A 24,735-nucleotide genomic window follows, 5' to 3' on the forward strand; every position below is an offset into this window, starting at 1 on the left:
TCGGTCACCGCTGTCCGGAACCCGGCACCCCGTCACGGGGTCGCCGGGTTCCGGCGTGTGCGGGGGCGCCCCGAGGCCGCCCGCATACGTACATACGGCTGGAGTCGCCCCCGTACAGGCGCTGCATAGGTGCGCCGCGCACCCTTTGCCCCGATATTGGCCGGTAAAGGATCAGCGCACGACTGTGTAGTTACGAGGAGGCACTCCATGCGCGGAGCCACGCACGCCAAATGGGTCGCTTGCGCGGTGGTGGTCGCCCTCGCGGCGACCGCCTGCGGGGGCGGGGACGGCAACGGCGGGGGCAGCAGCGACGCCGGTGCCGTCCTGAGCGCCTCCTGGGGCGACCCGCAGAACCCGCTCGAACCCGCCAACACCAACGAGGTGCAGGGCGGCAAGGTGCTCGACATGATCTTCCGGGGACTGAAGCGCTACGACCCGGAGACCGGCGAGGCGCAGGACATGCTCGCGGAGAAGATCGAGACCTCGGACTCGCAGAACTTCACGATCACGGTCAAGGACGGCTGGACCTTCAGCAACGGCGAGAAGGTCACCGCCCAGTCCTTCGTGGACGCCTGGAACTACGGCGCCAGCCTGAAGAACAACCAGCGCAACGCCTACTTCTTCGGCTACATCGAGGGCTACGACGAGGTCCACCCCGAGGACGGCAGCGCGCAGACCGCCGACACCATGTCGGGGCTGAAGGTCGTCGACGCCCGCACCTTCACGGTCAAGCTCAGCCAGAAGTTCTCCACCTTCCCCGACACCCTCGGCTACAACGCCTTCGCCCCGCTGCCCAAGGCGTTCTTCGACGACCACGCCGCCTGGGTCGCCAAGCCGGTCGGCAACGGCCCGTACATGGTCGACTCGTACACCAAGGGCTCGCAGATGTCCCTGCGCACGTGGGACGACTACCCCGGTGACGACAAGGCGCAGAACGGCGGCGTCGACCTCAAGGTCTACACCGACAACAACACCGCCTACACCGACCTCATCGCCGGCAACCTCGACCTCGTCGACGACGTGCCTGCGGCCCAGCTGAAGAACGTCAAGAACGACCTCGGCGACCGCTACCTCAACACTCCCGCCGGCATCATCCAGACCCTCGCCTTCCCGTTCTACGACCCGGCCTGGGACAAGCCCGGCATGGAGAAGGTCCGCAAGGGCCTGTCGATGGCCATCGACCGCGACCAGATCACCGACACGATCTTCCAGAAGACCCGCACCCCGGCCACCGACTGGACCTCCCCGGTCCTCGGCGAGGACGGCGGGTTCCAGGAGGGCCTGTGCGGGGACGGCTGCGAGTACAAGCCGGACGAGGCGAAGAAGCTGATCCAGGAGGGCGGCGGGCTGCCCGGCGGCCGGGTCACCATCACCTACAACGCGGACACCGGCTCGCACCGCGAATGGGTCGACGCCGTGTGCAACTCCATCAACAACGCGCTGGACAACGACCGCGCCTGCACCGGCAACCCGGTCGGCACCTTCGCCGACTTCCGCAACCAGATCACCCAGCAGAAGATGAACGGCCCGTTCCGCGCCGGCTGGCAGATGGACTACCCGCTGATCCAGAACTTCCTGCAGCCGCTCTACTACACCAACGCCTCCTCCAACGACGGCAAGTGGTCCAACAAGGACTTCGACAAGCTCGTCGACCAGGCCAACCAGGAGACCGACACCGCCAAGGCCGTCGACCTGTTCAAGCAGGCCGAGGAGGTCGTCCGCGACAACATGGCGGCCATCCCGCTGTGGTACCAGAACGGCAGCGCCGGCTGGTCCGAGCGCCTGTCCAACGTGAAGCTCAACCCGTTCAGCGTCCCGGTGTACGACCAGATCAAGGTGAGCTGAGCCCGCCGTGGGACGCTACGTCCTCCGGCGGCTGCTCCAGATGATCCCGGTGTTCATCGGGGCCACGCTGCTGATCTTCCTCATGGTCAACGTCATGGGCGACCCCATCGCCGGCCTGTGCGGCGAACGCCGCTGCGACCCGGCGACGGCCGCCCAGCTGCGCAAGGAGTTCGGCCTCGACAAGCCGGTCTGGCAGCAGTACCTGACCTACATGGGGAACGTCTTCACCGGCGACTTCGGGACGGCGTTCAACGGCCAGGAGGTCACCGAGCTGATGGCGACGGCGTTCCCCGTCACCATCCGGCTCACGCTCGTCGCGATCTTCTTCGAGATCGTCATCGGCATCACCCTCGGCGTGGTCACCGGACTGCGCCGGGGGCGTCCCGTCGACACCGGTGTCCTGGTGCTCACCCTCGTCGTCATCTCGGTCCCCACCTTCGTCACCGGTCTGCTGCTGCAACTGCTGCTCGGGGTGAAGTGGGGGTGGATCCGGCCGTCGGTCTCCTCGGAGGCACCGCTCGACGAGCTGCTGCTGCCCGGCCTGGTCCTGGCGTCGGTCTCGCTCGCCTACGTCACCCGGCTCACCCGCACCTCCATCGCGGAGAACCGGCGCTCCGACTACGTCCGCACCGCCGTCGCCAAGGGGCTGCCCCGGCAGCGCGTCATCACCCGGCACCTCCTGCGCAACTCGCTCATCCCCGTGGTCACCTTCATCGGCGCCGACGTCGGCTTCCTCATGGGCGGCGCGATCGTCACCGAGCGGATCTTCAACATCCACGGCGTCGGCTACCAGCTCTACCAGGGCATCCTGCGGCAGAACACCCAGACCGTCGTCGGTTTCGTCACCGTGCTCGTGCTGGTCTTCCTGGTCTGCAATCTCGTCGTCGATCTTCTCTACGCCGTACTCGACCCGAGGATCCGCTATGCCTGACCAGCACCATCACGAACCCGAGGACAACGCCATCACCGACACCGGGATGGGGGGCACCATGGACCTGGGCATGGACGAGGCGGAGACCCTGGAGAAGACCCCGGGCGGCCCGGAGGGCACCGGACCGCAGGCGAAGCCGCGCTCCCTGTGGTCCGACGCCTGGCGGGACCTGCGGCGCAACCCGGTGTTCATCATCTCCGCGCTGGTCATCCTGTTCCTCGTCGTCATCTCCCTGTGGCCCTCGCTGATCGCCTCCGGCAGCCCGCTGAAGTGCGACCTGTCGAAGGCTCAGGAGGGCTCCCAGTCGGGGCACCCCTTCGGCTTCGACGGCCAGGGCTGCGACGTCTACACCCGCACCGTCTACGGCGCCCGCACCTCCGTCGCGGTCGGCGTGCTCGCCACGCTCGGGGTCGCGGTCCTCGGCAGCGTCCTCGGCGCGCTGGCCGGCTTCTTCGGCGGGGTGGGCGACTCGGTCCTGTCCCGCATCACGGACGTCTTCTTCGCCATCCCCGTCGTCCTCGGCGGGCTGGTGCTGCTGTCCGTGATCACCAGCAACACCGTCTGGCCGGTCATCGGCTTCATCGTGCTGCTGGGCTGGCCGCAGCTGTCCCGCATCGCCCGCGGCTCCGTCATCACCGCCAAGCAGAACGACTACGTGCAGGCCGCCCGCGCCCTCGGCGCGTCCAACTCCCGGCTGATCTTCCGGCACATCGCGCCCAACGCGATCGCGCCGGTCATCGTCGTCGCCACCATCGCGCTCGGCACGTACATCGCCCTGGAGGCCACGCTGTCCTACCTGGGCGTGGGACTGAAGCCGCCCAGCGTCTCCTGGGGCATCGACATCTCGGCCGCCTCCCCCTACATCCGCAACGCCCCGCACGCCCTGCTGTGGCCCTCCGGGGCCCTGGCGATCACCGTCCTGGCGTTCATCATGCTCGGCGACGCGGTGCGCGACGCCCTCGACCCAAAGCTGAGGTGAACCGCCGTCATGCTGCTGGAAGTGCGTGACCTGCACGTGGAGTTCCGCACCCGGGACGGGGTCGCGAAGGCCGTCAACGGCGTCAGCTACGGCGTGGACGAGGGCGAGACGCTGGCGGTGCTCGGCGAGTCCGGCTCCGGCAAGTCGGTCACCGCACAGGCGATCATGGGCATCCTCGACGTCCCGCCCGGCCGGATCACCGGCGGGCAGGTGCTGTTCCAGGGCCGGGACCTGCTGACGCTCAAGGAGGACGAGCGCCGCAAGGTGCGCGGCGCCGAGATGGCGATGGTCTTCCAGGACGCGCTGTCCTCCCTGAACCCGGTGCTCTCCGTCGGCGACCAGCTCGGCGAGATGTTCACCGTGCACCGGGGCATGTCCCGCAAGGACGCCCGGACCAAGGCCGTCGAGCTGATGGACCGGGTGGGCATCCCGGCGGCCCGGGAGCGGGTGCGGCAGTATCCGCACCAGTTCTCCGGCGGCATGCGCCAGCGCATCATGATTGCGATGGCGCTGGCCCTGGAACCGGCCCTGATCATCGCCGACGAGCCGACCACCGCCCTCGACGTCACCGTCCAGGCCCAGGTCATGGAGCTGCTCGCGGAGCTCCAGCGGGAGTACCGGATGGGCCTGATCCTCATCACCCACGACCTCGGGGTGGTCGCCGACGTGGCCGACCGCATCGCCGTGATGTACGCGGGCCGGATCGTGGAGACGGCTCCCGTGCACGACATCTACAAGGCGCCCGCCCACCCCTACACCCGGGGCCTGCTGGACTCGATCCCGCGCCTGGACCAGAAGGGGCAGGAGCTGTACGCCATCAAGGGCCTGCCGCCCAACCTCATGCACATCCCGCCGGGCTGCCCCTTCCACCCCCGCTGCCCCATGGCGCAGGACGTCTGCCGCACCGACGTCCCCCCGCTGTACGACGTGACCGACGTCGACGCCGACCGGGGCAGCGCCTGCCACTTCTGGAGGGAGTGCCTGCATGGCTGAGCCGATTCTGGAGGTCAGCGGCCTGGTCAAGCACTATCCGCTGACCCGGGGCATCCTGTTCAAGAAGCAGGTCGGCGCCGTGAAGGCCGTGGACGGCGTGGACTTCGCGCTCGGCCGGGGCGAGACGCTGGGCATCGTCGGGGAGTCCGGCAGCGGCAAGTCCACGGTGGCCAAGATGCTGGTGAACCTGGAACGGCCGACCGCCGGGTCGATCCGCTACAAGGGCGAGGACATCACCCGCCTGTCGGGGCGCGCGCTGAAGGCGGTCCGCCGCAACATCCAGATGGTGTTCCAGGACCCCTACACCTCGCTGAACCCCCGGATGACGGTGGGCGACATCATCGGTGAGCCCTTCGAGATCCACCCCGAGGTGGCGCCCAAGGGCAACCGGCGCAAGAAGGTCCAGGACCTGCTGGACGTCGTCGGCCTGAACCCGGAGTACATCAACCGCTACCCGCACCAGTTCTCCGGCGGTCAGCGCCAGCGCATCGGCATCGCCCGCGGCCTGGCCCTCAACCCCGAGATCATCGTCGCCGACGAGCCGGTCTCCGCGCTCGACGTGTCGGTGCAGGCCCAGGTCATCAACCTGATGGACCGGCTCCAGACCGAGTTCGACCTGGCGTACATCTTCATCGCGCACGACCTGTCGATCGTCCGGCACATCTCCGACCGGGTCGGCGTGATGTACCTCGGCCGGATCGTCGAGACCGGCACCGACACCGCGATCTACGACCACCCCACCCACCCCTACACCCAGGCCCTGCTCTCCGCCGTCCCGGTGCCGAACCCCGAGGCCCGGGAACACCGGGAGCGGATCATCCTCACGGGTGACGTGCCGTCACCCACCAACATCCCCTCGGGCTGCCGGTTCCGCACCAGGTGCTGGAAGGCCCGGGAGCGCTGCGCGGTGGAGGTGCCGCTGCTCACGGTGCCCGAGGCGTTCCGTGCGGTGGGCGGCCCGGCGGCCCACGACTCCGCCTGCCACTTCGCGGAGGAGAAGCGGGTGGTGCCGCCGGAGGAGCGCCCCGACGACCGGCCGCAGGGCTGACACGGGGTTAACGCGGACGCAACTCGGGCGACCCGGTTCCGATATGTGGACGGACGAGGCTGGACCGCGTACGGCCGTGCGGGTGCCGTGGAAGCGGGCCGGGACGCCGCCATGTCGTCCCGGCCCGTCGCCGTGCGGTCGCGGCCGGTCGCCGTGCGGTCGCGGCCGGTCGCCGTGCGGTCGCGGCCCCTCGCCGTGCCGTCGCGGCCCGTCGCGCCCCGCTGGGCCGGAGAGCTAAGGCCGGTCCAGGCCGAGGGAGCGCTTGAGGAAGTCGACCTGGAGCAGCAGCAGGTTCTCCGCGACCTGCTCCTGCGGCGTCATGTGCGTGACGCCCGACAGGGGCAGCACCTCGTGCGGGCGTCCGGCCGCCAGCAGGGCGGAGGACAGCCGCAGGGCATGGGCGACGACCACGTTGTCGTCGGCCAGACCGTGCACGATCATCAGTGGGCGGTGCTGGTCCGCCGGGGACGACAGCCCGTCGTCGGTGACCAGCGAGCTGCGCGCGTACACCTCCGGGTGCTTGCCCGGGTCGCCCAGGTACCGCTCGGTGTAGTGCGTGTCGTACAGCCGCCAGTCGGTCACCGGGGCGCCCGCGATGCCCGCGTGGAAGACGTCCGGCCGGCGCAGGACGGCCAGCGCCGCCAGGTAGCCGCCGTAGGACCAGCCCCGGATGGCCACCCGGGAGAGGTCGAGCGGGTGGGAGCCGGCGAGGGCGTGCAGCGCCTCGACCTGGTCGTCCAGGGTGAGGGTGAAGTCGTGGTGGACGGCCTTCTCCCAGGCGGGGGAGCGGCCGGGGGTGCCCCGCCCGTCGGCGACGACCACCGCGAAGCCCTGGTCGGCGAACCACCGGGAGGTGAGGTGGGGGTTGTGTGCGGCCAGGACGCGCGGTCCGTGGGGGCCGCCGTAGGGGTCCATGAGCACCGGCAAGGGGGTGTCACCGGCGTAGTCCCGAGGCATAAGCACGGCGCACGGAATTCGGCGTGCGCCCCCATGGGTGAGGGTCACCCGGGGGGACATACCGGGGTCTTCGGCGTACGAGGGGACAGTCGCCGTCGGTTTCCCGTCACGGAGCACCCGCACCCGCGAACCCGGCCGGTCCGGCGTCGCGGAGACCAGGACGGTCACCTCGCCCGACCGTACCGCGCTGTGCACGCCGGGCTCCTGCGAGACCCGCTCCACGCCCAGCTCGTTGACCCGGTACACATGGATCTCGCCGATGTCCGGCTCGGCCGCCTCCGCACCCGCCGACGCCGAGACCAGCACGTCGTCGGCGGACACGTCCAGCACCGCACGTACGTGCAACTGCGGTCCGGTCAGGGGGCGTTCGCCGACCAGCAGCCGACGCGCACCGCCCTCGTCCGCGATCCGCACCAGCTGCCCGGACGGGCTCCAGCACGGCACCCCGGGGAAAAGATCAAGCCAAAAAGGATCTTCGTCGGCGTGCACCATCCGGGTCGCCCCGGAGTCCGGGTCCACGGCCAGGATCAGCTGGCCGCGCTGGTCGCGCGCCTGGACAAGCAGCAGTGGTGCCCCCGCCGCTGACCAGTGCACTTGCGCCAGATACGGGTAGCGGGCGCGGTCCCAGGAGACCTCCGTGCGCACGCCGTCCAGGCCGAACACGAACAGCCGCACCTCCGCGTTGGCGGTGCCGGCGGCCGGGTAGGCGACCCGGTGCGGCTCCTGCTCCGGGCGGGCCGGATCGGCGATCCACCACCGTCCGACCGGGGTGTCGTCCGCCCGCGCCACCAGCAGCCGGTCCGAGTCGGGCGACCACCAGAAGCCCCGCGAACGCCCCATCTCCTCGGCCGCGATGAACTCCGCGAGACCGTAGGTGACGTTCTCCTTCTCGGGGAGCGCAAGAGCCCGGTCGTCCGCCCCCTCCGCGCCGACGACCCGCAGAGCGCCCCGGCAGACATAGGCGACGTGCCGCCCGTCGGGGGAGGGCCGGGGGTCGATCACCGGCCCGGCGACGGGCAGTTCACGGGTCGTCCCGGCCCGCAGCTCAGCCGTGAACAACCGCCCTGACAAGGCGAAAGACGCCAACTCCACGGCCGCGTCGGTGGCGTAGCCGACGATGCCGGCCCCGCCCTCACGGCTGCGTTCCCGCCGGGCCCGCTCCTCGGCGGACAGCCGCTCCGAGGCGCCCCCGAGGAGGGCGCGCGGGTCGGCCGCCACGCGCTCCCCGGCCCCCTCGGACCCGGCGGGAGCCGTGCCGGCGGGGGCGTCGGTGTCCCGCACCCACAAGGCGGTCGCCCGGTCCGTTCCGGACCCGGAGCGCAGGAACACGACCCGGGAGCCGTCGGGCGCCACGGTGAAGGAACGGGGGGCGCCGAGCGTGAAGCGCTGGGTACGGGCGTGCCGTCGGGGGAAGGAGTCAGCCTCGGTCGTCATGCCTTGACCATATTGGCCATGCGCCCCCTTGTGCGGCCGTGCGCCGACCGATGCGCACGTACGGATAGTTATGATCGTTAGCGCATAGTGGGTATGAACCTGCTGGCACCTCTGTGGATGTATCTGCTCCCGATTCAACTGCCCCCATGCTCCTGCGTATTCCTACCCCCGCGTCCTGGGATCTTTGGAGGTGAGCCGCCGTGGCACTCTCGATTTCGGCGGTGGTGCTGCTGGCGATCATCGTCTTCCTGCTGATCAAGAAGTCGGGTCTGAAGGCCGGCCATGCGGTGGTGTGCATGCTGCTGGGCTTCTACCTGGCGTCGTCGACCGTGGCGCCCACGATCAGCGAGCTGACGAACAACATCGCGGGGATGATCGGCAGCATCAAGTTCTGATCGCCGGCCCCGGCCCCTCGCGTGTTACCCGCCGGTAAGCAATGATGGCGGGACCATCATCCACGCGCGCAGGGCGGAGCCGACGGTGACGACTTCCGAGGACCGGAGCGAGGCACGGCACGAGGGACCGGACGAGACGCGCACCCGCGTGCACGTCTTCCGGGACGACGCACTCGGCGACCACGACGCGGTCTCCCTCGCCGAGGCGATCCGCCGGGGCGAGGTGAGCGCGGCCGAGGCCGCCCGCGACGCCGCGGCCCGGGTCCGCGCCGCCGACGCCCGCCTCCACGCCGTCGAGGCGCACCTCGACCTCCCGGCCCGGGACGCGGGCACCGGCGGCGCCCTCGCCGGGGTGCCGACCTTCGTCAAGGACAACACCGACTACCGGGGCCTGCCCTCCGGGCACGGCAGCCTCGCCTTCCGGCCCCGGACGGCCGGGCAGCACGCCCCGTTCACCCGCCAGTTCCTGAGCACCGGAGTCACGGTGCTCGGCAAGACCCGGCTGCCCGAGTTCGGCTTCAACGCCAGCACCGAGTACGAGGAGGGCGAGCCCGTCCGCAACCCGTGGCACACCGGCCACTCCGCGGGCGGCTCCTCCGGCGGCAGCGCCGCCCTGGTCGCGGCCGGCGCGGTGCCGATCGCCCACGCCAACGACGGCGGCGGCTCCATCCGCATCCCCGCCGCCTGCTGCGGACTCGTCGGACTGAAGCCCACCCGCGGCCGGGTGGTGGCGAACGCACAGGGCCGTCAACTGCCCATCGACCTCGTCACCGACGGCGTCGTCAGCCGCTCGGTGCGCGACAGCGCGGCCTTCCTCGCGGCGGCGGAGGAGCACTGGCGGAACCCGAAGCTGCCGCCCGTCGGCCTCGTCGAGGGCCCGCCCGGACGCCCCCTGCGCATCGGGCTCCTGGTGGACTCCCCGAACGGCGTCCGCTCCGACGACGACACCAGGACGGCGGTGACGGAGACGGCGCAGCGCCTGGAACGGCTCGGCCACACCGTCGAGCCGGTGGACCTCGCCCTCGACCCCCGGTTCACGGACGACTTCCTCACCTACTGGGGCCTGCTGTCGTTCCTGATCGGCGTCACCGGCCGACGGATCGGCGACGGCTTCGACCGCCACCGCATGGACGGCCTGAGCCGGGGCCTGCGGGAGATGTACGTCGCCCGCTGGCGCAGCACCCCGGGCGTGCTGCGCCGGCTGAAGCGCACCCGGTTCGCCTACGCGGCGGCGTTCCGCGGCCTCGACGTGATCCTCTCACCGGTCCTTGCCCACACCACCCCGCGCCTCGGCCACCTCAGTCCGACCGTGCCGTACGCCACGCTGGTCGAACGGCTCGTCGACTACGTGGCGTTCACCCCGGTCAACAACGTCGTCGGCACCCCGTCGATCTCCGTACCGGCCGACCACACGACCCCGGACGGCCTCCCCGTCGGCGTCATGTTCTCCGGCCGCCCGGGCGCGGAACGCACCCTGTTAAAGCTGGCGTTCGCCCTGGAGGCAGACCGGCCGTTCCGGCGGATCCAGGACGCGTGAGCGTCCGGACGTCCCTACGGTGAACGGCGGGCCGGCGTCGGTCCCGCCGTCTGTCAACGCAACCGCCTACCGCGGCCGGGTCCACCAGGCCGGTACCACGGTGAGGCGGCGCTGGGCGTCGGCGGTCCGGCAGTCGGCCGCACTGGGCAGTGGCGGGGAGCACGTGCGCTGTCCTGTTCCGCTGCATCCTCCCGCCAGGCTTCGTAAGCTGCTTGCCGGACCCGGTACGGACGAGCGTTGAGGGGCGGCGGCGCGTGGGCGACGAGACGGCGGACAGACGACTTCGGGAGCTGGCCAAGGCGTCCCCCAACTTCGGGCGCCTCTACGGACATCAGCCGCTCCTCGCCATCTACGGCTCGCAGGCCGAACTCACCGTCTTCACCAACCCGAACGCCTCCTACGTCAGCGCGGGACAGTTCGGCGAAGTACTGGCCCAGGAATTCGTCACGCGGTCGGGCACACGCGTCGAGGGGACGAACCAGGTCGACCGCATCAACGCCCTCACCCGCGCCGGTGTCCTGGTCGGCTGGAGCCGCGACGCCTTCCACAAGCTGCGCAGGGGCCGCAACGAAGCGGCGCACAACCACCTCTTCGACACGAGCATGGCCCTGGAAGCCCTGAAACTGTGCTGGCAGTTGGGCGACCTCTTCGACCGGGCCATGGACGGCACACGCGCCGTGACCGCTTTCGTCCCGCCCTCTCTGCCCGCCGAGACCCCGGAGGCCGATCCGCAGGAGATCGCGGAGCTGCGGGAGGCGCTGGAAGGCCACCGGCGCACGCTCGCCGAGTCGCGCGTGAAGCTGTCGGAGGCCGGCGACCGCCTGGAGGCCGAACGACGGGCCCGCGCCGAGGCCGAGCGCATCATCGCCGGGGCCGAGCAGGCCAAGGCCGTCTACGCCGCGCAGGTCGAGGAGCTGCGGGCGCAGGTCACCGAGTTGCGGGCGGCGCACCAGCAGCGTTACGACCGGGAACGTCTCAAGCCCCGCCCGGTGGCCGCCACCGCCCGTGACGCCATCGTGGAGCGCGCCCAGCGTCCCGCCCCGCTCAACGAGGTGCAGGCACGCGAGAGGATCGACGCGCTGCTGAGCAGGGCGGGCTGGCAGATCCAGGACAAGGCGGACGCCGACCCCTTGGCGGACACCGGTGTCGCGATCCGTGAGTTCAGCCTCGCCACCGGCCGCGCCGACTACGTCCTCTACGTCGACGGGAAGATCGTCGGAGTCATCGAGGCCAAGCGCGAGGGGACGCCGCTGGCCGGTGCCCTCGCCCAGAACGAGCGGTACGCGGCGGGCGTGCTGAAGGAACACGCCATGGCCGTCTGGCGCCGCGACGAGCCGTTCGCCTTCCGCTACGCCACCACCGGCACCGAGACCTACTTCCTCAACCGGCTCGACCCGGAGGCCCGCTCACGCGAGGTCTTCGCCTTCCACCGCCCCGAGACGCTGGCCGCGTGGATGCGCCACGCGGACGAGCACCCGGACGCGCCCACCTTCCGGGCAGCCCTGCGCACCGCCATGCCCCTGCTGGAGACGCACGGCCTGCGCATGGCTCAGGTCGAGGCCATTACGGGCCTGGAGACCTCCCTGGCCGCCGACCGGCCCCGCGCCCTCATCCAGATGGCGACGGGGGCCGGCAAGACGTTCACGGCCGTCACCGAGACCTACCGGCTGCTCCGGTATGCAGGAGCCCGCCGGATCCTCTTCCTCGTCGACCGCAACAACCTCGGCCGCCAGGCCCGCGCCGAGTTCGACAAGTACCGCACCCCGGACGAGAACCGGAAGCTCACCGACCTCTACAACGTCGACATGCTCGGCCGCGGGGGCATCCAGGAGACCTCCTCGGTGGTCATCTCCACGATCCAGCGGATGTACGCCCTGCTCAAGGGAGAGCCGCTGGACGACGGAACGGTCGCCCAGGACCGTGAGGACGACGCCGCCACCTCTCCTCGTGACGACTCCTACGTGACCGAGGAGCCGATCACCGTCGAGTACAACCGCGACGTCCCCGTCGAGTCCTTCGACGTGATCGTCATCGACGAGTGTCACCGCTCCATCTACGGTCTGTGGCGTGGCGTACTGGACTACTTCGACGCCCACCTCGTCGGACTCACCGCCACGCCCACCCGCCAGACCAAGGGCTTCTTCGACCACAACGAGGTCTCCCGCTACACCTACGAACAGGCGGTCGCCGACGGCGTCAACGTCGACTTCGACATCGCGCGGATCGTGACCGACCTGCGGGACGGGGATGTCGTCGCGAGGATCGAGGCGGGCACGACGGTCCGTATCCGCGACCGGCAGACGCGCGCCCAGCGCTACGAGCAACTCGACGAGGACTTCACCTACACCGCTCCGCAGATCGGCCGCACGGTGATCACGGAGGACGAGGTCCGCGCGGTCCTGACGGTCTACCGGGACAACTGGAAACGGTGGTTCCCCGGTCGCGCCGACCTCCCCAAGACCCTGATCTTCGCGGGCCCCTATGACGATCACGCCGATGAGGTGCTCAAGCAGGTCAGGGAGATCTTCGGGCGGGGTGAGGAGTTCGCCAAGAAGATCACCTACCGGTCACGCGACAACGGCGACGACCCCGAGAAACTCATCAACGACCTGCGCAACTCGCCCCGGCTGCGGGTGGCCGTCACCGTCGACATGATCGCCACGGGCACGGACGTGAAGCCATTGGAGTGCGTGATCTTCCTGCGGTCGGTGAAGAGCCCGGTGATGTTCGAGCAGATGAAGGGGAGGGGCGCCCGCTCCATCGACGCGGACGAGCTGAAGGCGGTCACTCCGGAGGCAGCGCCCGACCTCAAGAAGGACCGTTTCGTCCTCATCGACGCGGTCGGTGTCACCGACTCCCCGCTGGTCGACGCCCGCCCGCTGATCCCGGCCGGCGCACAGCGCGGCGTCCCGCTGGCCAAGCTCCTCGACAAGGCGGGCACCCGGTCCCTGACGGTCGACGAGGCCGAGACCCTGGCCCGGCGGCTCGCCCGCATCGACCGCCAGCTCGGCAAGGAGGAGAAGGGCCTCCTGGCCGAGGCGTCCGGGGGAGCGAGCCTCGCCGACCTGGCTCGGCGCATCACGGACGCGGTCGACGTCGACACGCAGGACCGTGCCCGGTACGAGGGCGGTCCCGAGCTGGCGCAGAAACTCGTCCACGACGCGATCGCCCCGCTCACCGCCCGGCCGCAGCTGCGCAAGCTGATCCTGGAGATCCGCCACCAGCAGGACCTGACGTACGACGAGACGACCGAGGTCACCGTCACCGAAGTACGCGAGATCCCCATGGAGGAGCGGGCGAGTAAGGAACTCGCCGAGTGGAACGACCTGCTGGAACGGGAGCAGCGGGATGAGAACGCGGCGATCCGGGTCGCGCTGGGCAGTGGTGCCCGGGTCGCGCCGAGCGAGGCCCGGGCCGCGCTGCGGGAACTCGCCGGCCGCATCCGCGCGACGAACCGTTCCTGGACGACGGGGGTTTTGTGGGACCTCTACGAGCAGCTGGGGAAGGCCGCGGCCGGTCCGGGCAAGGAGGCGTCCCTGGGTGATCTGATGCGGCTGATCCGCTTCGAGCTGGGAGCGGACGAGGAGCTGAGGCCGTACCGTACGGTGGTCGAGGAGCGCTTCGAGGGCTGGCTGCTGCGGCAGCGGCAGGCGGGCGTGGAGTTCACCGAGGACCAGCTGTGGTGGCTGGAGCGGATAAAGAACGCCATCGCTGTCGATGTGGGCATGGAACCCGGGGACTTCGCGGTCGCCCCGTTCTCGGAACGCGGTGGCGGCAGGGGCTTCATGCGGGCGTTCGGGGACAAGGACCGGGCGTTGGAATTGCTGGATGAGCTGAATCAGGAACTGGCTTGAGCGAGAGCGGCGGCGTGGACGGGGAGAGGGAGCTTCCGGCGGGGTGGGCTTGGGCGACCTTGCAGGATCTGCTGGCATGTGAGCCTCGCGCCATAACAGACGGGCCGTTTGGATCGAACTTGAAGTCGGCCCATTACACGGAATCCGGGGCTCGTGTCATCCGGCTCCAGAATGTAGGAGACGGGGAGTTTCGCGATGAGCGCGCCTACATCAGCCTGGAACACTTCGAGACCCTGCGTGCCCATGAAGCCGTTGAAGGGGACTTGCTCCTTGCGTCGTTGGGAGAGACGCTGCCCCGCGTTGCCATCCTCCCGAAGCTCAACGAGCCGTCCATTGTCAAGGCGGATGTCATCCGGGCGAGACTGCACCCGGAGATCCTTACCAAGTGGGTCTATTACGCCTTGCTCGCGCCTCAAACGCTTGCGTACGCCCGTGCACTGATCAAGGGGGTTGGGCGGCCTCGCCTGGGTATGGGTGCGATGAGGGCCATCCCTGTTCCCCTGCCTCCATTGGCGGAGCAGCGACGGATCGTTGAAGCGCTCGAAGAGCAACTGTCGCGCATTGATTCGGGCGTCGACACGCTGCGTATGGCTCGTCGCCGCCTTGATGGGCTGCGGAAGCGAGCGTTGATCTCGGTGGTGCCCGAAGAGGTGCCGGAATCGTGGCAGATGACGACCGTGGAAGGCGCGGGGACCCTTGAGCTTGGGCGTGCACGTCACCCCGACTGGCATCATGGCCCCGACATGCGCCCGTACCTGCGGGTCGCCAACGTCTTCGAGGACCGGATTGACACCACGGATGTCATGGAGATGGACTTCTCCGGAATCTGGGAGAAGTACCGGTTGGAGCCAGGGGACGTTCTGCTCAATGAGGGGCAGAGTCCGCACCTTGTAGGCCGACCCGCCCTTTACCGGGGCATCCCGAAGGACGTTGCCTTCACTAACAGCCTGATCCGGTTCAAAGCTGGTGGCAACGTTCTTCCGGAGTGGGCGCTGCTCGTCTTCCGGCGGCATTTGCATGCCAAGCGGTTCATGCGTGAGGTGCGTATTACGACGAACATTGCGCATCTATCTGTCAAGCGCTTGAAAAAGGTCGAGTTCCCGGTCCCTCCATTGGAGGTGCAGAAAGAGCTCGTTCAGCGCTGTGACGAGCTGCTCACTGGCATTGAGGCTATGGATCAGCAGATCAAATCAAGTTTGACGCGTTCTGATGCCTTGAGGTCGACCCTGCTGCGGAGAGCGTTCACCGGGGAGTTGGTCCCGCAGGACCTCGCAGAAGAGTCTGCTGCCGCGCTCCTGGCCCGTATCGCGACTGAGAGGGCCGCGGCTCCCACGCGCAAGCGCCCGCGCAAGGCCGCAGCCAATGCCGTCGCCCAGCGAAGCGTCCACCCAGCCGCCCCCGAACCGACCCCCGCCCCCGCCCTCGCCGTACAGCAGGAGTTCGAGCTGTGACCGCCGCCCCTGTAGATGCCCAGCAGCCCGCCCCCGAGCCGGTCAAGACGGCCAAGGCGGTCGCGCAGACCAACACGCTCGTCGCCAAGCTGTGGAATTACTGCAATGTTCTCCGGGACAACGGCATGTCCACCATCGAGTACGTCGAGCAGCTTTCCTACCTGCTCTTCCTCAAGATGGTCGACGAGATCGAGAACGATCCGTGGGAAGGGCGCGACATGAGCGGTGTCGTTCCTGCCGACTACAACTGGCAGTCCCTCGTCACGAAGCGCGGCCCCGAACTGGAGAAGCACTACCGAGCTGTCCTGGAAAACCTCGGGAGCCGTCCGGAGACCACGATCGGGACGATCTTCGACGAGGCCCAGAACCGGATCACCAAGCCTGCCCTCCTCGAAAAGCTGGTCGTCGAGCTGATCGGCCGCGAGGACTGGACGGTCACCGGCACCGACCTCAAGGGCGACGCCTACGAGGGCCTGCTCGCCAAGGGTGCCTCGGACACCAAGACCGGCGCCGGCCAGTACTTCACACCTCGGCCTCTCATCGACGCCATGGTCGACGTCATGCAACCCGGACCGGACGACACGATCACCGACCCGGCCTGCGGCACCGGCGGTTTCCTCATCGCGGCCCATGCCTACATCCGCGATCACCACATGAAGACGATGTCGCTGGACGACCGCAGGGCTTACAACGAGGGTCGCAAGATCTGGGGCAACGAACTCGTCACCGGCACCGCCCGCCTCGCCGCGATGAACATGCTCCTCCACGGCATCGGCACGAGCGACGGCCCGAGCCTGATCACCGTCGGAGACGCCCTCGCCGACAAGCCCAGCGGCAAGCACGCCACCCTCGTCCTGGCGAACCCACCCTTCGGCCGTAAGTCCGCGATCACGGTGATCGGTCAGGACGGCGAGGCGGAGAAGCAGGACACCGAGTACGACCGTGACGACTTCACCGCCACGACCACCAACAAGCAGCTCAACTTCCTGCAGCACATCATGTCGCTCACGGCGGTCGGCGGACGCGCGGCTGTGGTTCTGCCGGACAACGTCCTGTTCGAGGGCGGCGCGGGTGAGAAGATCCGCCGCAAGCTGCTCGACGAGTTCGACCTCCACACCATCCTGAGGCTGCCCACCGGCATCTTCTACGCGGGCGGTGTCAAGGCGAACGTTCTCTTCTTCGAGAAGAAGCCCCCGCGCGCCGACGGCAAGCCGCACACCACCGAGACGTGGGTCTACGACTTCCGGACCGGCCAGCACTTCACGCTCAAGCAGCGCCCGCTCACCCGCGCCCACCTGGACGACTTCGTGACGGCCTACCGGCCGGGCGAGCCCCGCTCCTCGCGCGTCGAGTCCGAGGACGAGAACGGGCCGTTCAAGAGGTTCAGCTACGACGACCTCATCGCGCGCGACAAGGTCAACCTCGACATCACGTGGATGAAGGACCCGGCCCTCGACGACGCCGACAGCGGACTGCCGCCCGAGGTGATCGCCGAGGAGATCGTCCGCGACCTCCAGTCCGCCCTGAGCGAGTTCACCGCCATCGCCCGCTCACTGGGCGGCGACGTGGACGTACCGGAGGCCGAGGTCGAGTAGAAGCAGGCCGCCAGATCAGCCCTCGACCGCGTACGGCAGGAAGCCGGCCCACGCGGCGGGGGCGAAGGCGAGCTGAGGACCGCCGATGTCCTTCGAATCACGGACGTGCACGGTGGCAGGTTCGGTGGCGATCTCGACGCAGGAGTCGCCCTCAGGGCCGCTGCTGTAGCTGCTCTTGAACCACACGAGGTCGGTGGTGTTTCTGGCGGGTGCCTTGCGGATCATGATTCTCCCAGCAGTTTCTCGATGAGGGCCAGTGTCTCCCCGGGCGGAAGAGCTTGCGCCCGGATCGTGCCATATCGCAGTTCAAGAATGCGTAGCTGCCGTGGGTCGGAGGTCGGGCGGCCGTTGAACGCACCGTCTGAGCGCCCCACCGCTGTCCCATCTTCGAACTTCAGCAACTCGATCCTGCCGCTCATGCCGGGGTGGGCCACGCTGTTCATCGGCATGACCTGGAGCGACACGTTGTTCAACTGTCCCACTTCCAATAGCCGTTCGAATTGCTGCTTCCGCACCATTGTGCCGCCGACGCGGCGGTTGAGGATCGCCTCCTCAAGGACAAAACTGAGGGAGGGCGCGGGTGAGCGATCGAAAACTGACAACCGCGCCATACGTGCAGCCACCAGACGGTCCACCTCCTCGGCTGGGTACGGAGGCTGGCGTACTTCGAACAGGGCGCGTGCGTACGCAGGCGTCTGCAACAGGCCCGCGATGCTGCTGCACTCGTAGACCCCCATCTCAACTGCCCGCGCTTCCAACTGTGCGAGATCCCGAACTTTCTTCGGATACCGGACCTTCTTCACGTCCTCGTGCATCGCTGCGATGAGCCCACCGGCGTTCAGTACCTCGTCGGCCTTGTCCAAGTACTCAAGCCTCGGGATCCGCTTCCCCGTCTCGATCTTGTACACGAGATCCGCCCCGTACCCGGCCGCCGCCGCGAAGTCGTTGACCCGCATCCCCGCCGCTTCCCGCCGCAGCCTCAACTGGCGCCCCACCGTGGCCACCACGGCCAGCGCCCAGTCGTCGTCCGGGTCGACTTCCCACCCCGGCTCGTCCGTCTGACCCGCTTCCGTCCCGACCCGCACCGCCTCATCGCTCACTGTCATGTGTGCCCCTCCGTAGGGTTGCGACGTCCTGTTCCGCCCTGTTCGCAGGAGCTACTTCGACAGTCTGGACAGAGCCCATTGAACTCTGGACCATAGCTCTACGTAACAGCTCAATTACCCGTCTCAGTATGTCCAGTCGGCCACCCTCGGTGATGTGAATCAGCAAAGTCAGGGAATCGCCGAGCCCGGGACCCGACACGAACCGGAAGCCGCCCTCCGGAACTTCAGCGTGCTGCTGTCCTCCACTCCGCGCGGTGCCCGCCTCGCCCGCCTGCTCGCCGTGGACACGCTCCGGAGTTGGGGCCTCCCGCACGAGCGGGCCGGCCACGTCATCGCGGAACTCGCGGCCAACGCGGCCACCCACGGACGTCTCCCGGGCCGCAGTTTCCGACTCACCCTCTACGTGGTCGGTGCCACGCTCCGCATCGAGGTCACGGACACGCGAGGTGAACGGCTGCCCGAGCCGCAAGTGCCGGATGCGGGAGCGGAATCGGGCCGGGGCCTGCTGCTCGTCGAGGCGCTGGCCGACCGCTGGGGGGTGACCGAAGGGCGGTTCCCGCGCAAGACCGTCTGGGCCGAACTGGGATTTCGAGCACCGCAGCCCGCACCCCCGTGCTCCGGTGACCTCGGCGACTAAGGACAAAGAACTACGGGGAAAACACCGCAGCCAAACCCGACCCTTCCGCCTGTGGCCGTACTCACTCGGGCGGGTGAACATCTCCGCTTCGGCTGGATTTTCCAGCCTCCGAGGCCCGACGCTCAGCACGACGAACGCACCACCCCGACCACAGACATGAGACGGCCCCCGCCGGGACGGCAATCCCAAAAGCGAGGGCCTGACCACCGAGGAAGTGAAGGCCTTCCCGATGGGTACCCAGAACCCTAGCGCGCCCCCGCGTGCCCAGGCCCGCCTTGCGGGCAACAACCACCAGGACCGAGCCCACCGCGCCACCCGTGGGCTCCAGCACGACAACGCTCCCCACACCACCCGCTTCACGGTGATCGGCAACCACCTCGCCCAGCACCGGCAGCTCTCGCTTCTCGCCATCGGGCTCGGAGTGCATCTCCAGTCGCTGCCCAACGGCGCCCCGGCGGACATCAAGAGCCTCAGCGCCCGGTTCCCCGAGGGGGCCACCCGCATCGCCGCCGCCCTGCGCGAGCTGGAATGCCACGGCTACCTGCGTCGCGAACGCCACCGCACCCCGAGCGGTTGCATCGTCAGCCGTACCGTCTCCTGCAACCAGCCGGCTGCGGCCCGCACCCACCCCGGGCCCCCTCCCCGGACCGCCGTCCGGCCGGAGCCGTCAGTGGCGCCGGAAACACCACGCCTGCCGCGACCGCAGCCGCACCCAAGCCCGCAGAAGCTCTGCCAAGAGCAACCGCCACAGGCGGCCACCCGTGCGCCCCGCAAGCCCCTCCCCGCCGTACCCCGCCCCGAGTGCCACGTGCCCGCGCTGTTCCGGGCCGCCGCCGATCTCCTCGCGGACCTGCGGCGCCACGAGGCGCAGTTGCTCCTCTCCGCGTCGGACACGGCCCACCTGACCCCCGGTGTCGCCGCCTGGCTGGAGCGAGACGTCACCCCCGCGGCCGTACGCCGTGCCCTGACCGTCGATCTGCCACCCGAGGGCCTGCGGCGGCCCGCCGCCTTCCTGGCGCACCGCCTCGCCGCCCAGCTTCCGCCCCCTGCTCCGTACCGCGAGCCGGTCGCTGCTCCACCGCCCGCACGGCCCCGGCTTCCGATGCAGAACTGCGACGGCTGCGACCGCGCCTTCCGCGCCCCTGAACCCGGCCGCTGCCGGGCCTGTCTCCGAGGGACGTGATCCGGCAACCTGGAGGACTGTTTCGGCCACCTTTGCCCCCGTCGTGTGACTGGGCTTGACCCAGCCCCCGTCAGCTCCGCGATCGTGCTGGTGAAGATCGTGGCAAAGAGTGATCGTGGGGTTGCAGATGGCTGTTTCCAGGCCCGAAACGCGTCAGTTCGAGGCGTTCATGACGAACCTGTCGTACGCCCGACGCATGGCCAAGGCGGGCCGGATCCTGACACCTTTCCGATCTCCCACGATCGACATCGACGACTTCTACCGGGCGGCCTGGGTCCAGGCCGTCGCCGCCCTCGACCACTGGCTGCACGAGGAGGTCCTGCGTCGGGTCGCCGAACTGACGCTTCAGGACAGCCCCGCGATGCCGCCCCAGCTGCGGAGGTACGAACTGCCGCTGCACAGGGTCGAGGCGGTGCGGCGCGGTGAGGTCACGCTCTCCGAGGCCGTGGTGGAGCACCTGCGTGACAAGCTCTCCGTCCAGGCGCTCCAGCACCCCGGCAAGATCGCCGAAGTGCTCAAGCTGGTGACGGAGAAGAAGGTCTGGTTCGAGGTGGCCGGCTGCATCAACAAGGAGTTCTTCCAGGGGCGCACCACATTCAACGAAAAGACGCTGCGCAGTCGATTCCTGGAGATCACCCAACGCCGGAACAAGATCGCACACGACGCCGATCTGATCGACGGCGATCTCAAACAGCGTCGTCCGATCGACGAGGCCGAGGTGACGGACGCCATCGACTGGATCGAGCGCATCGCGCTGGCCATCGCCCACGTCCTCGACGACGACGGATGACAGCCCCGGCCGGGCGAAGTGCGGCGGAGTGCGGGCATCGAGGCGCCTGATGCGGTACCGCGACCGCCCCCCGTGCCCCGGAGCCCGGTCTCTGCCGCGAGTGCCTGAGAAGGGCGTGAAAGGGCGTGATCGGACGATCCCGGGCCTGTGCCGAGGGGCGGTTCTCATAGGGTGGACCCATGACGGAATCGCCCTCTCCCGGCTCCCGGTCCGGGGGACCCCCCTCCCTCTCCGGCCGACGCCTGCTGCTGGTGCACGCGCACCCGGACGACGAGTCGATCACCAACGGCGCCACCATGGCCCGGTACGCCTCCGAGGGCGTCCACGTCACGCTGGTCACCTGCACCCTCGGGGAGCGTGGCGAGGTCATTCCGCCGGAGCTGGCGCACCTGAGCGGTGCGGCCCTCGGGCAGCACCGGATGGGCGAGCTGCGCGAGGCGGCGCGGGCGCTCGGCGTGAGCGACGTGCGGCTTCTCGGCGGGGCCGGGCGCTACAGCGACTCCGGGATGATGGGGCTGCCCGACAACGACGACCCCGGCTGCTTCTGGCAGGCCGACGTCGACGCGGCCGCCGGGCTGCTCGCCGAGGTGATCCGGGAGGTGCGGCCGCAGGTGCTCGTCACCTACGACGACCACGGCGGCTACGGGCACCCCGACCACATCCAGGCCCACCGCGTCGCGATGCGCGCCGTCGAGCTCGCGGCCGGGGAGGGCGGCTGGACGGTCCCCAAGGTCTATTGGACCCGGATGCCCCGCTCCGTGGCCGAGGAGGCGTTCGCGCGCCTGGCCGACGACCTCGCGGGCACGCCCTTCGACAAGGCGGCCTCCGTGGACGACGTCCCGGGCGTGGTCGACGACGCGCGCGTGACCACCGTGATCGACGGCACCGCCCACGCCGCCGCCAAGGCCGCCGCGATGCGGGCCCACGCCACCCAGATCACGGTGGCCGAACCGTACTTCGTGCTCTCCAACGAACTGGCGCAGCCGCTGTTCACCACCGAGTACTTCGAGTTGGTCTCCGGTGAACGCCCCGGTGTGCCGGAGACCGACCTGTTCGCCGGAATCGGTGCCGGGGAGGCGTGATGAGCGACCGGACCACCTCAGCGCTTGCCCAGCCGCTGCGCCCGCCTTCCCCCGCGCGGATCGCCGCCCACCTGGGACTGCTGGTGCTCGGCGCCGTGGTCGCGGTGGCCGGGTCGCTGGTGCAGCCGGGCTGGTTCCCGGCCGGGCTGCTGCTGGCCCTCGCCGGAGAAGCCGGGCTGTGCCTGGGCGCGGCCCGGGCCATGGGTTCCCGGGGCGGGGCGGTGAGTGCCGCCGCGGGCTGGACCCTGACCGTCATCCTGCTCACCGCCAGCCGCCCCGAGGGCGACTTCCTGTTCGCCGCCGGAAGCGGCTCCTACCTCTTCCTGCTCGGCGGCATCGCCGTCGCTGTGATCTGCGCCACCCTGGGCGCGGGGCGGCAACCGGGCGGCGGTCCCGCGCGACGTGGCAAGTGACGTACTCCTTCGCCGTTTCACGGGCGTGCGGGTCCGGTGTGGGTTTCCATAGCGGTCGTGGGAAACCGGCCGGATGTGGCCAGTATGGTGGTGCGCGCCGCCGAGCCTCCCCCGAACTCGGCTTCGCCCGAGCCGGGGGGACCTCCGTCGTGAGGTCGAGACGGGCGGCGGAGCCAACCGGGAGAACCTGCCTTGAGTCGTGAAACTGACACTCCGTCCACCGGGCCCGACGGGCGCGGCGCGGCCGCCTACCCGTCGGGCACCCCGCCCTACGGGATCCCGGCGATCCCGGACGAGGGTACGGACGCCGGCCGGTCGGCCGCGCGGCCGGAGGAACGCAAGACCGAGACCACGCTGACGACCCGGATCCGGATCAACATCCCCGGATCCCGGCCCATTCCGCCGGTCGTCGTGCGCAAGCCCGTCAAGGACACGGAGAACACGCCCGGCACGGACGACGCGACGCCGGCGCCCGGTTCCGCCGCGTCCGCAGGACCGGCCGAGGCTCCGGCCGCCGCCCCGGCGCCCGGTGCCCCCGCTCCGCTGCCGACCCGGCCCAAGGGCGGGCAGCCGAGCGCCCCGCCGTCCGAGGAGAAGCCGACCAGCGACTGGTTCGCGCCCCGCAAGTCCCCGGCCGCGAAAGGCGGTCCGGGCGCCGGTCCCGCCAACGGGTCCGGCCCGGCGGGCGGTTCCGGTCCGGCCCGCGGCACCGGCGGTGCGCCGTCCGGCCCGGGCGGCGCCGCGAAGGGCGCGTCCGGACCCGGTGGGTCCAAGACCGGTGCGCCCGGAACCGGTGCGCCCGGTGGCGCACGCCCGGGTGCCGGACGTCCCGGTGGTGTCGTCGGCGCCCTGAACGTCCCGGGCGGTTCCCGTCCCGGCGGCACGAACGGTTCCGCACCCGGCTCGGGCGGCACCCACGGCGCCGGACTCCCCGGTGCGACCGGCGGCCCGGTGGCTCCGGGGCACGGCGGCGGCACCGGCTCCTTCGACGTGACCGAGGCGCTGGCCGGCGGCACCCGTCCCGGCCAGGGCGGTCCCGGCGAGCCCGGCCGCGACGACCTGCCGTACTTCACCGAGGGCGGCCCCTCCGGTCCCACGACCGGCCCGGTCACCGGCACCGCCGGCCCGATGGTCCCGCCGGGCGGGCCGGGTGCTCCCGGGCGCCCCGGAGGCCCGGCCGGTCAGGGCGCCCCCGGGGCGCAGGCGGGAGCGGGAGTCCCCGGCGGCGGTCTCAGCGACGACACCGCAATCCTGACCCCGCAGGTCCAGGCCCCCGAACCGGGCCACCCCGGCTACGGGCCCCGCCACGACAACGTCTCCGGGAACACCGTCACCAGCGGCATCCCCGTCGTCCCGGCGAGCGCCGCCTTCGACGCGGACGGCCCGGCCGGCGGACCCACGGCCCACACGCCCCCCAAGCTGCCCCAGCCCGGCGCCCCGTCCCCGGCGGCCTCCTCGAAGCCGCCGAAGAAGAAGGGGCGCAACAAGCTGGTGCTGCTCGGCGGCGGCCTCGTCTTCCTCGGCGGCCTCGTCTACGGCGCCGGCCTGCTGATGAACCACTCCGACGTGCCCAAGGGCACCACCGTGCTCGGGGTCGACATCGGCGGCGGCACCCGGGACGACGCCGTGAAGAAGCTGGACGAGGCGCTCGGCGACCGGCTGAACAAGCCGCTGAAGCTGACGGTCGGCGGCAAGACCGTCGAACTGGAGCCGGACAACGCCGGTCTGCAACTGGACATCGACGCCACCGTCGGGGACGCCGCCAAGAGCGACTACAACCCGGTCTCCGTGATCGGCTCGCTGTTCGGCAACCACCGGAGCGTCGACCCCGTCATGCCCGTCGACGAGGAGAAGCTGCACGCCGCCCTCGACGGCGTCGGCGGCACCGCGTCCAACACCGACGGCACCATCAAGTTCGTCTCCGGCAAGGCCGTCCCCGTCTACGGCAAGCCCGGCCAGGGCATCGACGTCGACAAGTCGACCGAGGTCGTCGCCGCGGCCTACCGCACCCAGGTGGAGACCGGCGCCTCGTCCCCGGTCACCGTGCCGACGACCACCCGGCAGCCCACGGTCAGCAAGGCCGAGGTCGACCGGATGATGAAGGAGTTCGCCGAACCGGCGATGTCGGCCAACGTGACCGTGCAGACCGACGCGGCGCACTCGATCCCGATGAGCCCGCAGAACTCGCTGTGGAAGTTCCTCCGGGTCGAGGCCGTCAACGGCAAGCTGGTCGACAAGCCCGACCTGGGCGCCCTGAAGAAGCTGTACGGCCAGACGTTCGACGGGGTGCTGATCACCCGGGGCAACGGCGAGAAGACGCCCGTCACCCCCCAGGACGTCTACGTGGCCCTGCGCACGGCGCTGATGAGCACGTCGGACCGGGTGGCCGTGATCGAGACGGACCCGAGCTGACGGGCCGCCACCGCCCGCGGACCTGACGGAGGCGGCACGGAGGGAGGGTGCCCGGCGCACCTCCGTCCGTGTCGTCTCCGTGCCGTCTCCGCG

19 protein-coding genes are annotated in these 24,735 nt (G+C 70.1%); 16 read left to right on the plus strand and 3 right to left on the minus strand.

Annotated elements, in window-relative coordinates:
- The first annotated feature begins 207 nt into the window (after window positions 1-207).
- Genes ACIRPP_RS13355 through ACIRPP_RS13375 form a run of 5 tightly spaced genes read left to right on the plus strand, consistent with a single transcriptional unit; the run spans window position 208 to window position 5,796 of the window.
- Window positions 208-1,845, plus strand: coding sequence for an ABC transporter substrate-binding protein (locus tag ACIRPP_RS13355; protein WP_403641351.1), 1,638 nt, complete (start codon window positions 208-210; stop codon window positions 1,843-1,845).
- A 7-nt stretch (window positions 1,846-1,852) separates the two neighbouring features.
- Window positions 1,853-2,776: an ABC transporter permease gene (locus tag ACIRPP_RS13360; RefSeq protein WP_164333027.1), complete on the plus strand. Its 924-nt coding sequence runs from the start codon at window positions 1,853-1,855 to the stop codon at window positions 2,774-2,776.
- On the plus strand, window positions 2,769-3,755 hold the full coding sequence (locus tag ACIRPP_RS13365; protein ID WP_192230703.1) for an ABC transporter permease: 987 nt from the start codon (window positions 2,769-2,771) through the stop codon (window positions 3,753-3,755). Before ACIRPP_RS13360 ends, ACIRPP_RS13365 begins: the two co-directional genes overlap by 8 nt.
- A gap of 9 nt (window positions 3,756-3,764) precedes the next feature.
- Window positions 3,765-4,748, plus strand: a complete 984-nt coding sequence (locus ACIRPP_RS13370) for an ABC transporter ATP-binding protein (protein WP_403641355.1) — start codon at window positions 3,765-3,767, stop codon at window positions 4,746-4,748.
- Window positions 4,741-5,796: an ABC transporter ATP-binding protein gene (locus tag ACIRPP_RS13375; protein WP_403641358.1), complete on the plus strand. Its 1,056-nt coding sequence runs from the start codon at window positions 4,741-4,743 to the stop codon at window positions 5,794-5,796. The genes ACIRPP_RS13370 and ACIRPP_RS13375 overlap by 8 nt, the downstream gene beginning before the upstream one ends.
- Window positions 5,797-6,030: 234 nt before the next feature.
- Here ACIRPP_RS13375 and ACIRPP_RS13380 read toward each other — a convergent pair whose 3' ends face one another.
- Window positions 6,031-8,187, minus strand: coding sequence for a prolyl oligopeptidase family serine peptidase (locus ACIRPP_RS13380; RefSeq protein ID WP_403641361.1), 2,157 nt, complete (start codon window positions 8,185-8,187; stop codon window positions 6,031-6,033).
- Window positions 8,188-8,387: 200 nt separating this feature from the next.
- Between ACIRPP_RS13380 and ACIRPP_RS13385 the strand changes: the two genes are divergently transcribed.
- The 5 genes from ACIRPP_RS13385 (at window position 8,388) to ACIRPP_RS13405 (ending at window position 17,019) form a co-directional block, all read left to right on the plus strand.
- Complete coding sequence (locus tag ACIRPP_RS13385; protein WP_164333022.1) at window positions 8,388-8,582, plus strand: hypothetical protein; 195 nt, start codon at window positions 8,388-8,390, stop codon at window positions 8,580-8,582.
- A gap of 85 nt (window positions 8,583-8,667) precedes the next feature.
- Entirely contained in the window at window positions 8,668-10,119 is a 1,452-nt protein-coding gene (locus ACIRPP_RS13390) for an amidase (RefSeq protein ID WP_403641363.1), read from the plus strand.
- 254 nt (window positions 10,120-10,373) lie between these two features.
- Window positions 10,374-13,973 (plus strand): DEAD/DEAH box helicase family protein, encoded by a 3,600-nt coding sequence (locus ACIRPP_RS13395; protein ID WP_403641366.1) that lies wholly within the window; start codon window positions 10,374-10,376, stop codon window positions 13,971-13,973.
- On the plus strand, window positions 13,970-15,424 hold the full coding sequence (locus tag ACIRPP_RS13400; RefSeq protein WP_403641369.1) for a restriction endonuclease subunit S: 1,455 nt from the start codon (window positions 13,970-13,972) through the stop codon (window positions 15,422-15,424). Before ACIRPP_RS13395 ends, ACIRPP_RS13400 begins: the two co-directional genes overlap by 4 nt.
- On the plus strand, window positions 15,421-17,019 hold the full coding sequence (locus tag ACIRPP_RS13405; protein ID WP_403641372.1) for an N-6 DNA methylase: 1,599 nt from the start codon (window positions 15,421-15,423) through the stop codon (window positions 17,017-17,019). The genes ACIRPP_RS13400 and ACIRPP_RS13405 overlap by 4 nt, the downstream gene beginning before the upstream one ends.
- A 15-nt stretch (window positions 17,020-17,034) precedes the next feature.
- On the opposite strand, the gene ACIRPP_RS13410 is transcribed toward ACIRPP_RS13405, so the two are convergent.
- Both ACIRPP_RS13410 and ACIRPP_RS13415 read right to left on the minus strand, forming a co-directional pair.
- Window positions 17,035-17,244 (minus strand): DUF397 domain-containing protein, encoded by a 210-nt coding sequence (locus tag ACIRPP_RS13410; RefSeq protein WP_403641375.1) that lies wholly within the window; start codon window positions 17,242-17,244, stop codon window positions 17,035-17,037.
- Window positions 17,241-18,125 carry a helix-turn-helix domain-containing protein gene (locus tag ACIRPP_RS13415; protein WP_403641378.1) on the minus strand — a complete coding sequence of 295 codons (885 nt, stop codon included), beginning with the start codon at window positions 18,123-18,125 and terminating at the stop codon, window positions 17,241-17,243. Before ACIRPP_RS13415 ends, ACIRPP_RS13410 begins: the two co-directional genes overlap by 4 nt.
- Window positions 18,126-18,279: 154 nt before the next feature.
- Here ACIRPP_RS13415 and ACIRPP_RS13420 point away from each other — a divergent pair, with 154 nt between their 5' ends.
- The 6 genes from ACIRPP_RS13420 (at window position 18,280) to ACIRPP_RS13445 (ending at window position 24,642) form a co-directional block, all read left to right on the plus strand.
- Window positions 18,280-18,762, plus strand: coding sequence for an ATP-binding protein (locus ACIRPP_RS13420; protein WP_403641381.1), 483 nt, complete (start codon window positions 18,280-18,282; stop codon window positions 18,760-18,762).
- A 229-nt stretch (window positions 18,763-18,991) separates the two neighbouring features.
- Window positions 18,992-19,945: a helix-turn-helix domain-containing protein gene (locus ACIRPP_RS13425; protein WP_403641383.1), complete on the plus strand. Its 954-nt coding sequence runs from the start codon at window positions 18,992-18,994 to the stop codon at window positions 19,943-19,945.
- A gap of 127 nt (window positions 19,946-20,072) precedes the next feature.
- Window positions 20,073-20,735, plus strand: a complete 663-nt coding sequence (locus ACIRPP_RS13430; RefSeq protein WP_403641385.1) for a hypothetical protein — start codon at window positions 20,073-20,075, stop codon at window positions 20,733-20,735.
- Between the two features lie 179 nt (window positions 20,736-20,914).
- The gene (gene mshB, locus ACIRPP_RS13435; protein ID WP_403641388.1) at window positions 20,915-21,817 is read left to right on the plus strand and encodes an N-acetyl-1-D-myo-inositol-2-amino-2-deoxy-alpha-D-glucopyranoside deacetylase; all 903 of its coding nucleotides are present in this window, start codon (window positions 20,915-20,917) and stop codon (window positions 21,815-21,817) included.
- A complete protein-coding gene (locus tag ACIRPP_RS13440; protein ID WP_164338153.1) occupies window positions 21,817-22,230 on the plus strand; it encodes a DUF6113 family protein in 414 nt (137 codons plus the stop codon). Before mshB ends, ACIRPP_RS13440 begins: the two co-directional genes overlap by 1 nt.
- Before the next feature lie 192 nt (window positions 22,231-22,422).
- Window positions 22,423-24,642, plus strand: a complete 2,220-nt coding sequence (locus ACIRPP_RS13445; RefSeq protein ID WP_403641391.1) for a hypothetical protein — start codon at window positions 22,423-22,425, stop codon at window positions 24,640-24,642.
- Window positions 24,643-24,735: the final 93 nt, after the last annotated feature.

The sequence above is a fragment of the Streptomyces sp. NPDC101219 genome, from assembly GCF_044767675.1.
In the GTDB taxonomy this organism is placed as follows: domain Bacteria; phylum Actinomycetota; class Actinomycetes; order Streptomycetales; family Streptomycetaceae; genus Streptomyces.

Excerpts from the sequence above, each read along its gene's own strand:
- ACIRPP_RS13415 (WP_403641378.1), bottom strand. The coding sequence starts at position 18,125 with ATGACAGTGAGCGATGAGGCGGTGCGGGTCGGGACGGAAGCGGGTCAG.
- ACIRPP_RS13365 (WP_192230703.1), top strand. The coding sequence starts at position 2,769 with ATGCCTGACCAGCACCATCACGAACCCGAGGACAACGCCATCACCGAC.
- ACIRPP_RS13440 (WP_164338153.1), top strand. The coding sequence starts at position 21,817 with ATGAGCGACCGGACCACCTCAGCGCTTGCCCAGCCGCTGCGCCCGCCT.
- ACIRPP_RS13380 (WP_403641361.1), bottom strand. The coding sequence starts at position 8,187 with ATGACGACCGAGGCTGACTCCTTCCCCCGACGGCACGCCCGTACCCAG.
- ACIRPP_RS13355 (WP_403641351.1), top strand. The coding sequence starts at position 208 with ATGCGCGGAGCCACGCACGCCAAATGGGTCGCTTGCGCGGTGGTGGTC.
- ACIRPP_RS13425 (WP_403641383.1), top strand. The coding sequence starts at position 18,992 with ATGGGTACCCAGAACCCTAGCGCGCCCCCGCGTGCCCAGGCCCGCCTT.
- ACIRPP_RS13375 (WP_403641358.1), top strand. The coding sequence starts at position 4,741 with ATGGCTGAGCCGATTCTGGAGGTCAGCGGCCTGGTCAAGCACTATCCG.
- ACIRPP_RS13370 (WP_403641355.1), top strand. The coding sequence starts at position 3,765 with ATGCTGCTGGAAGTGCGTGACCTGCACGTGGAGTTCCGCACCCGGGAC.
- mshB (WP_403641388.1), top strand. The coding sequence starts at position 20,915 with ATGACGGAATCGCCCTCTCCCGGCTCCCGGTCCGGGGGACCCCCCTCC.
- ACIRPP_RS13430 (WP_403641385.1), top strand. The coding sequence starts at position 20,073 with ATGGCTGTTTCCAGGCCCGAAACGCGTCAGTTCGAGGCGTTCATGACG.
- ACIRPP_RS13410 (WP_403641375.1), bottom strand. The coding sequence starts at position 17,244 with ATGATCCGCAAGGCACCCGCCAGAAACACCACCGACCTCGTGTGGTTC.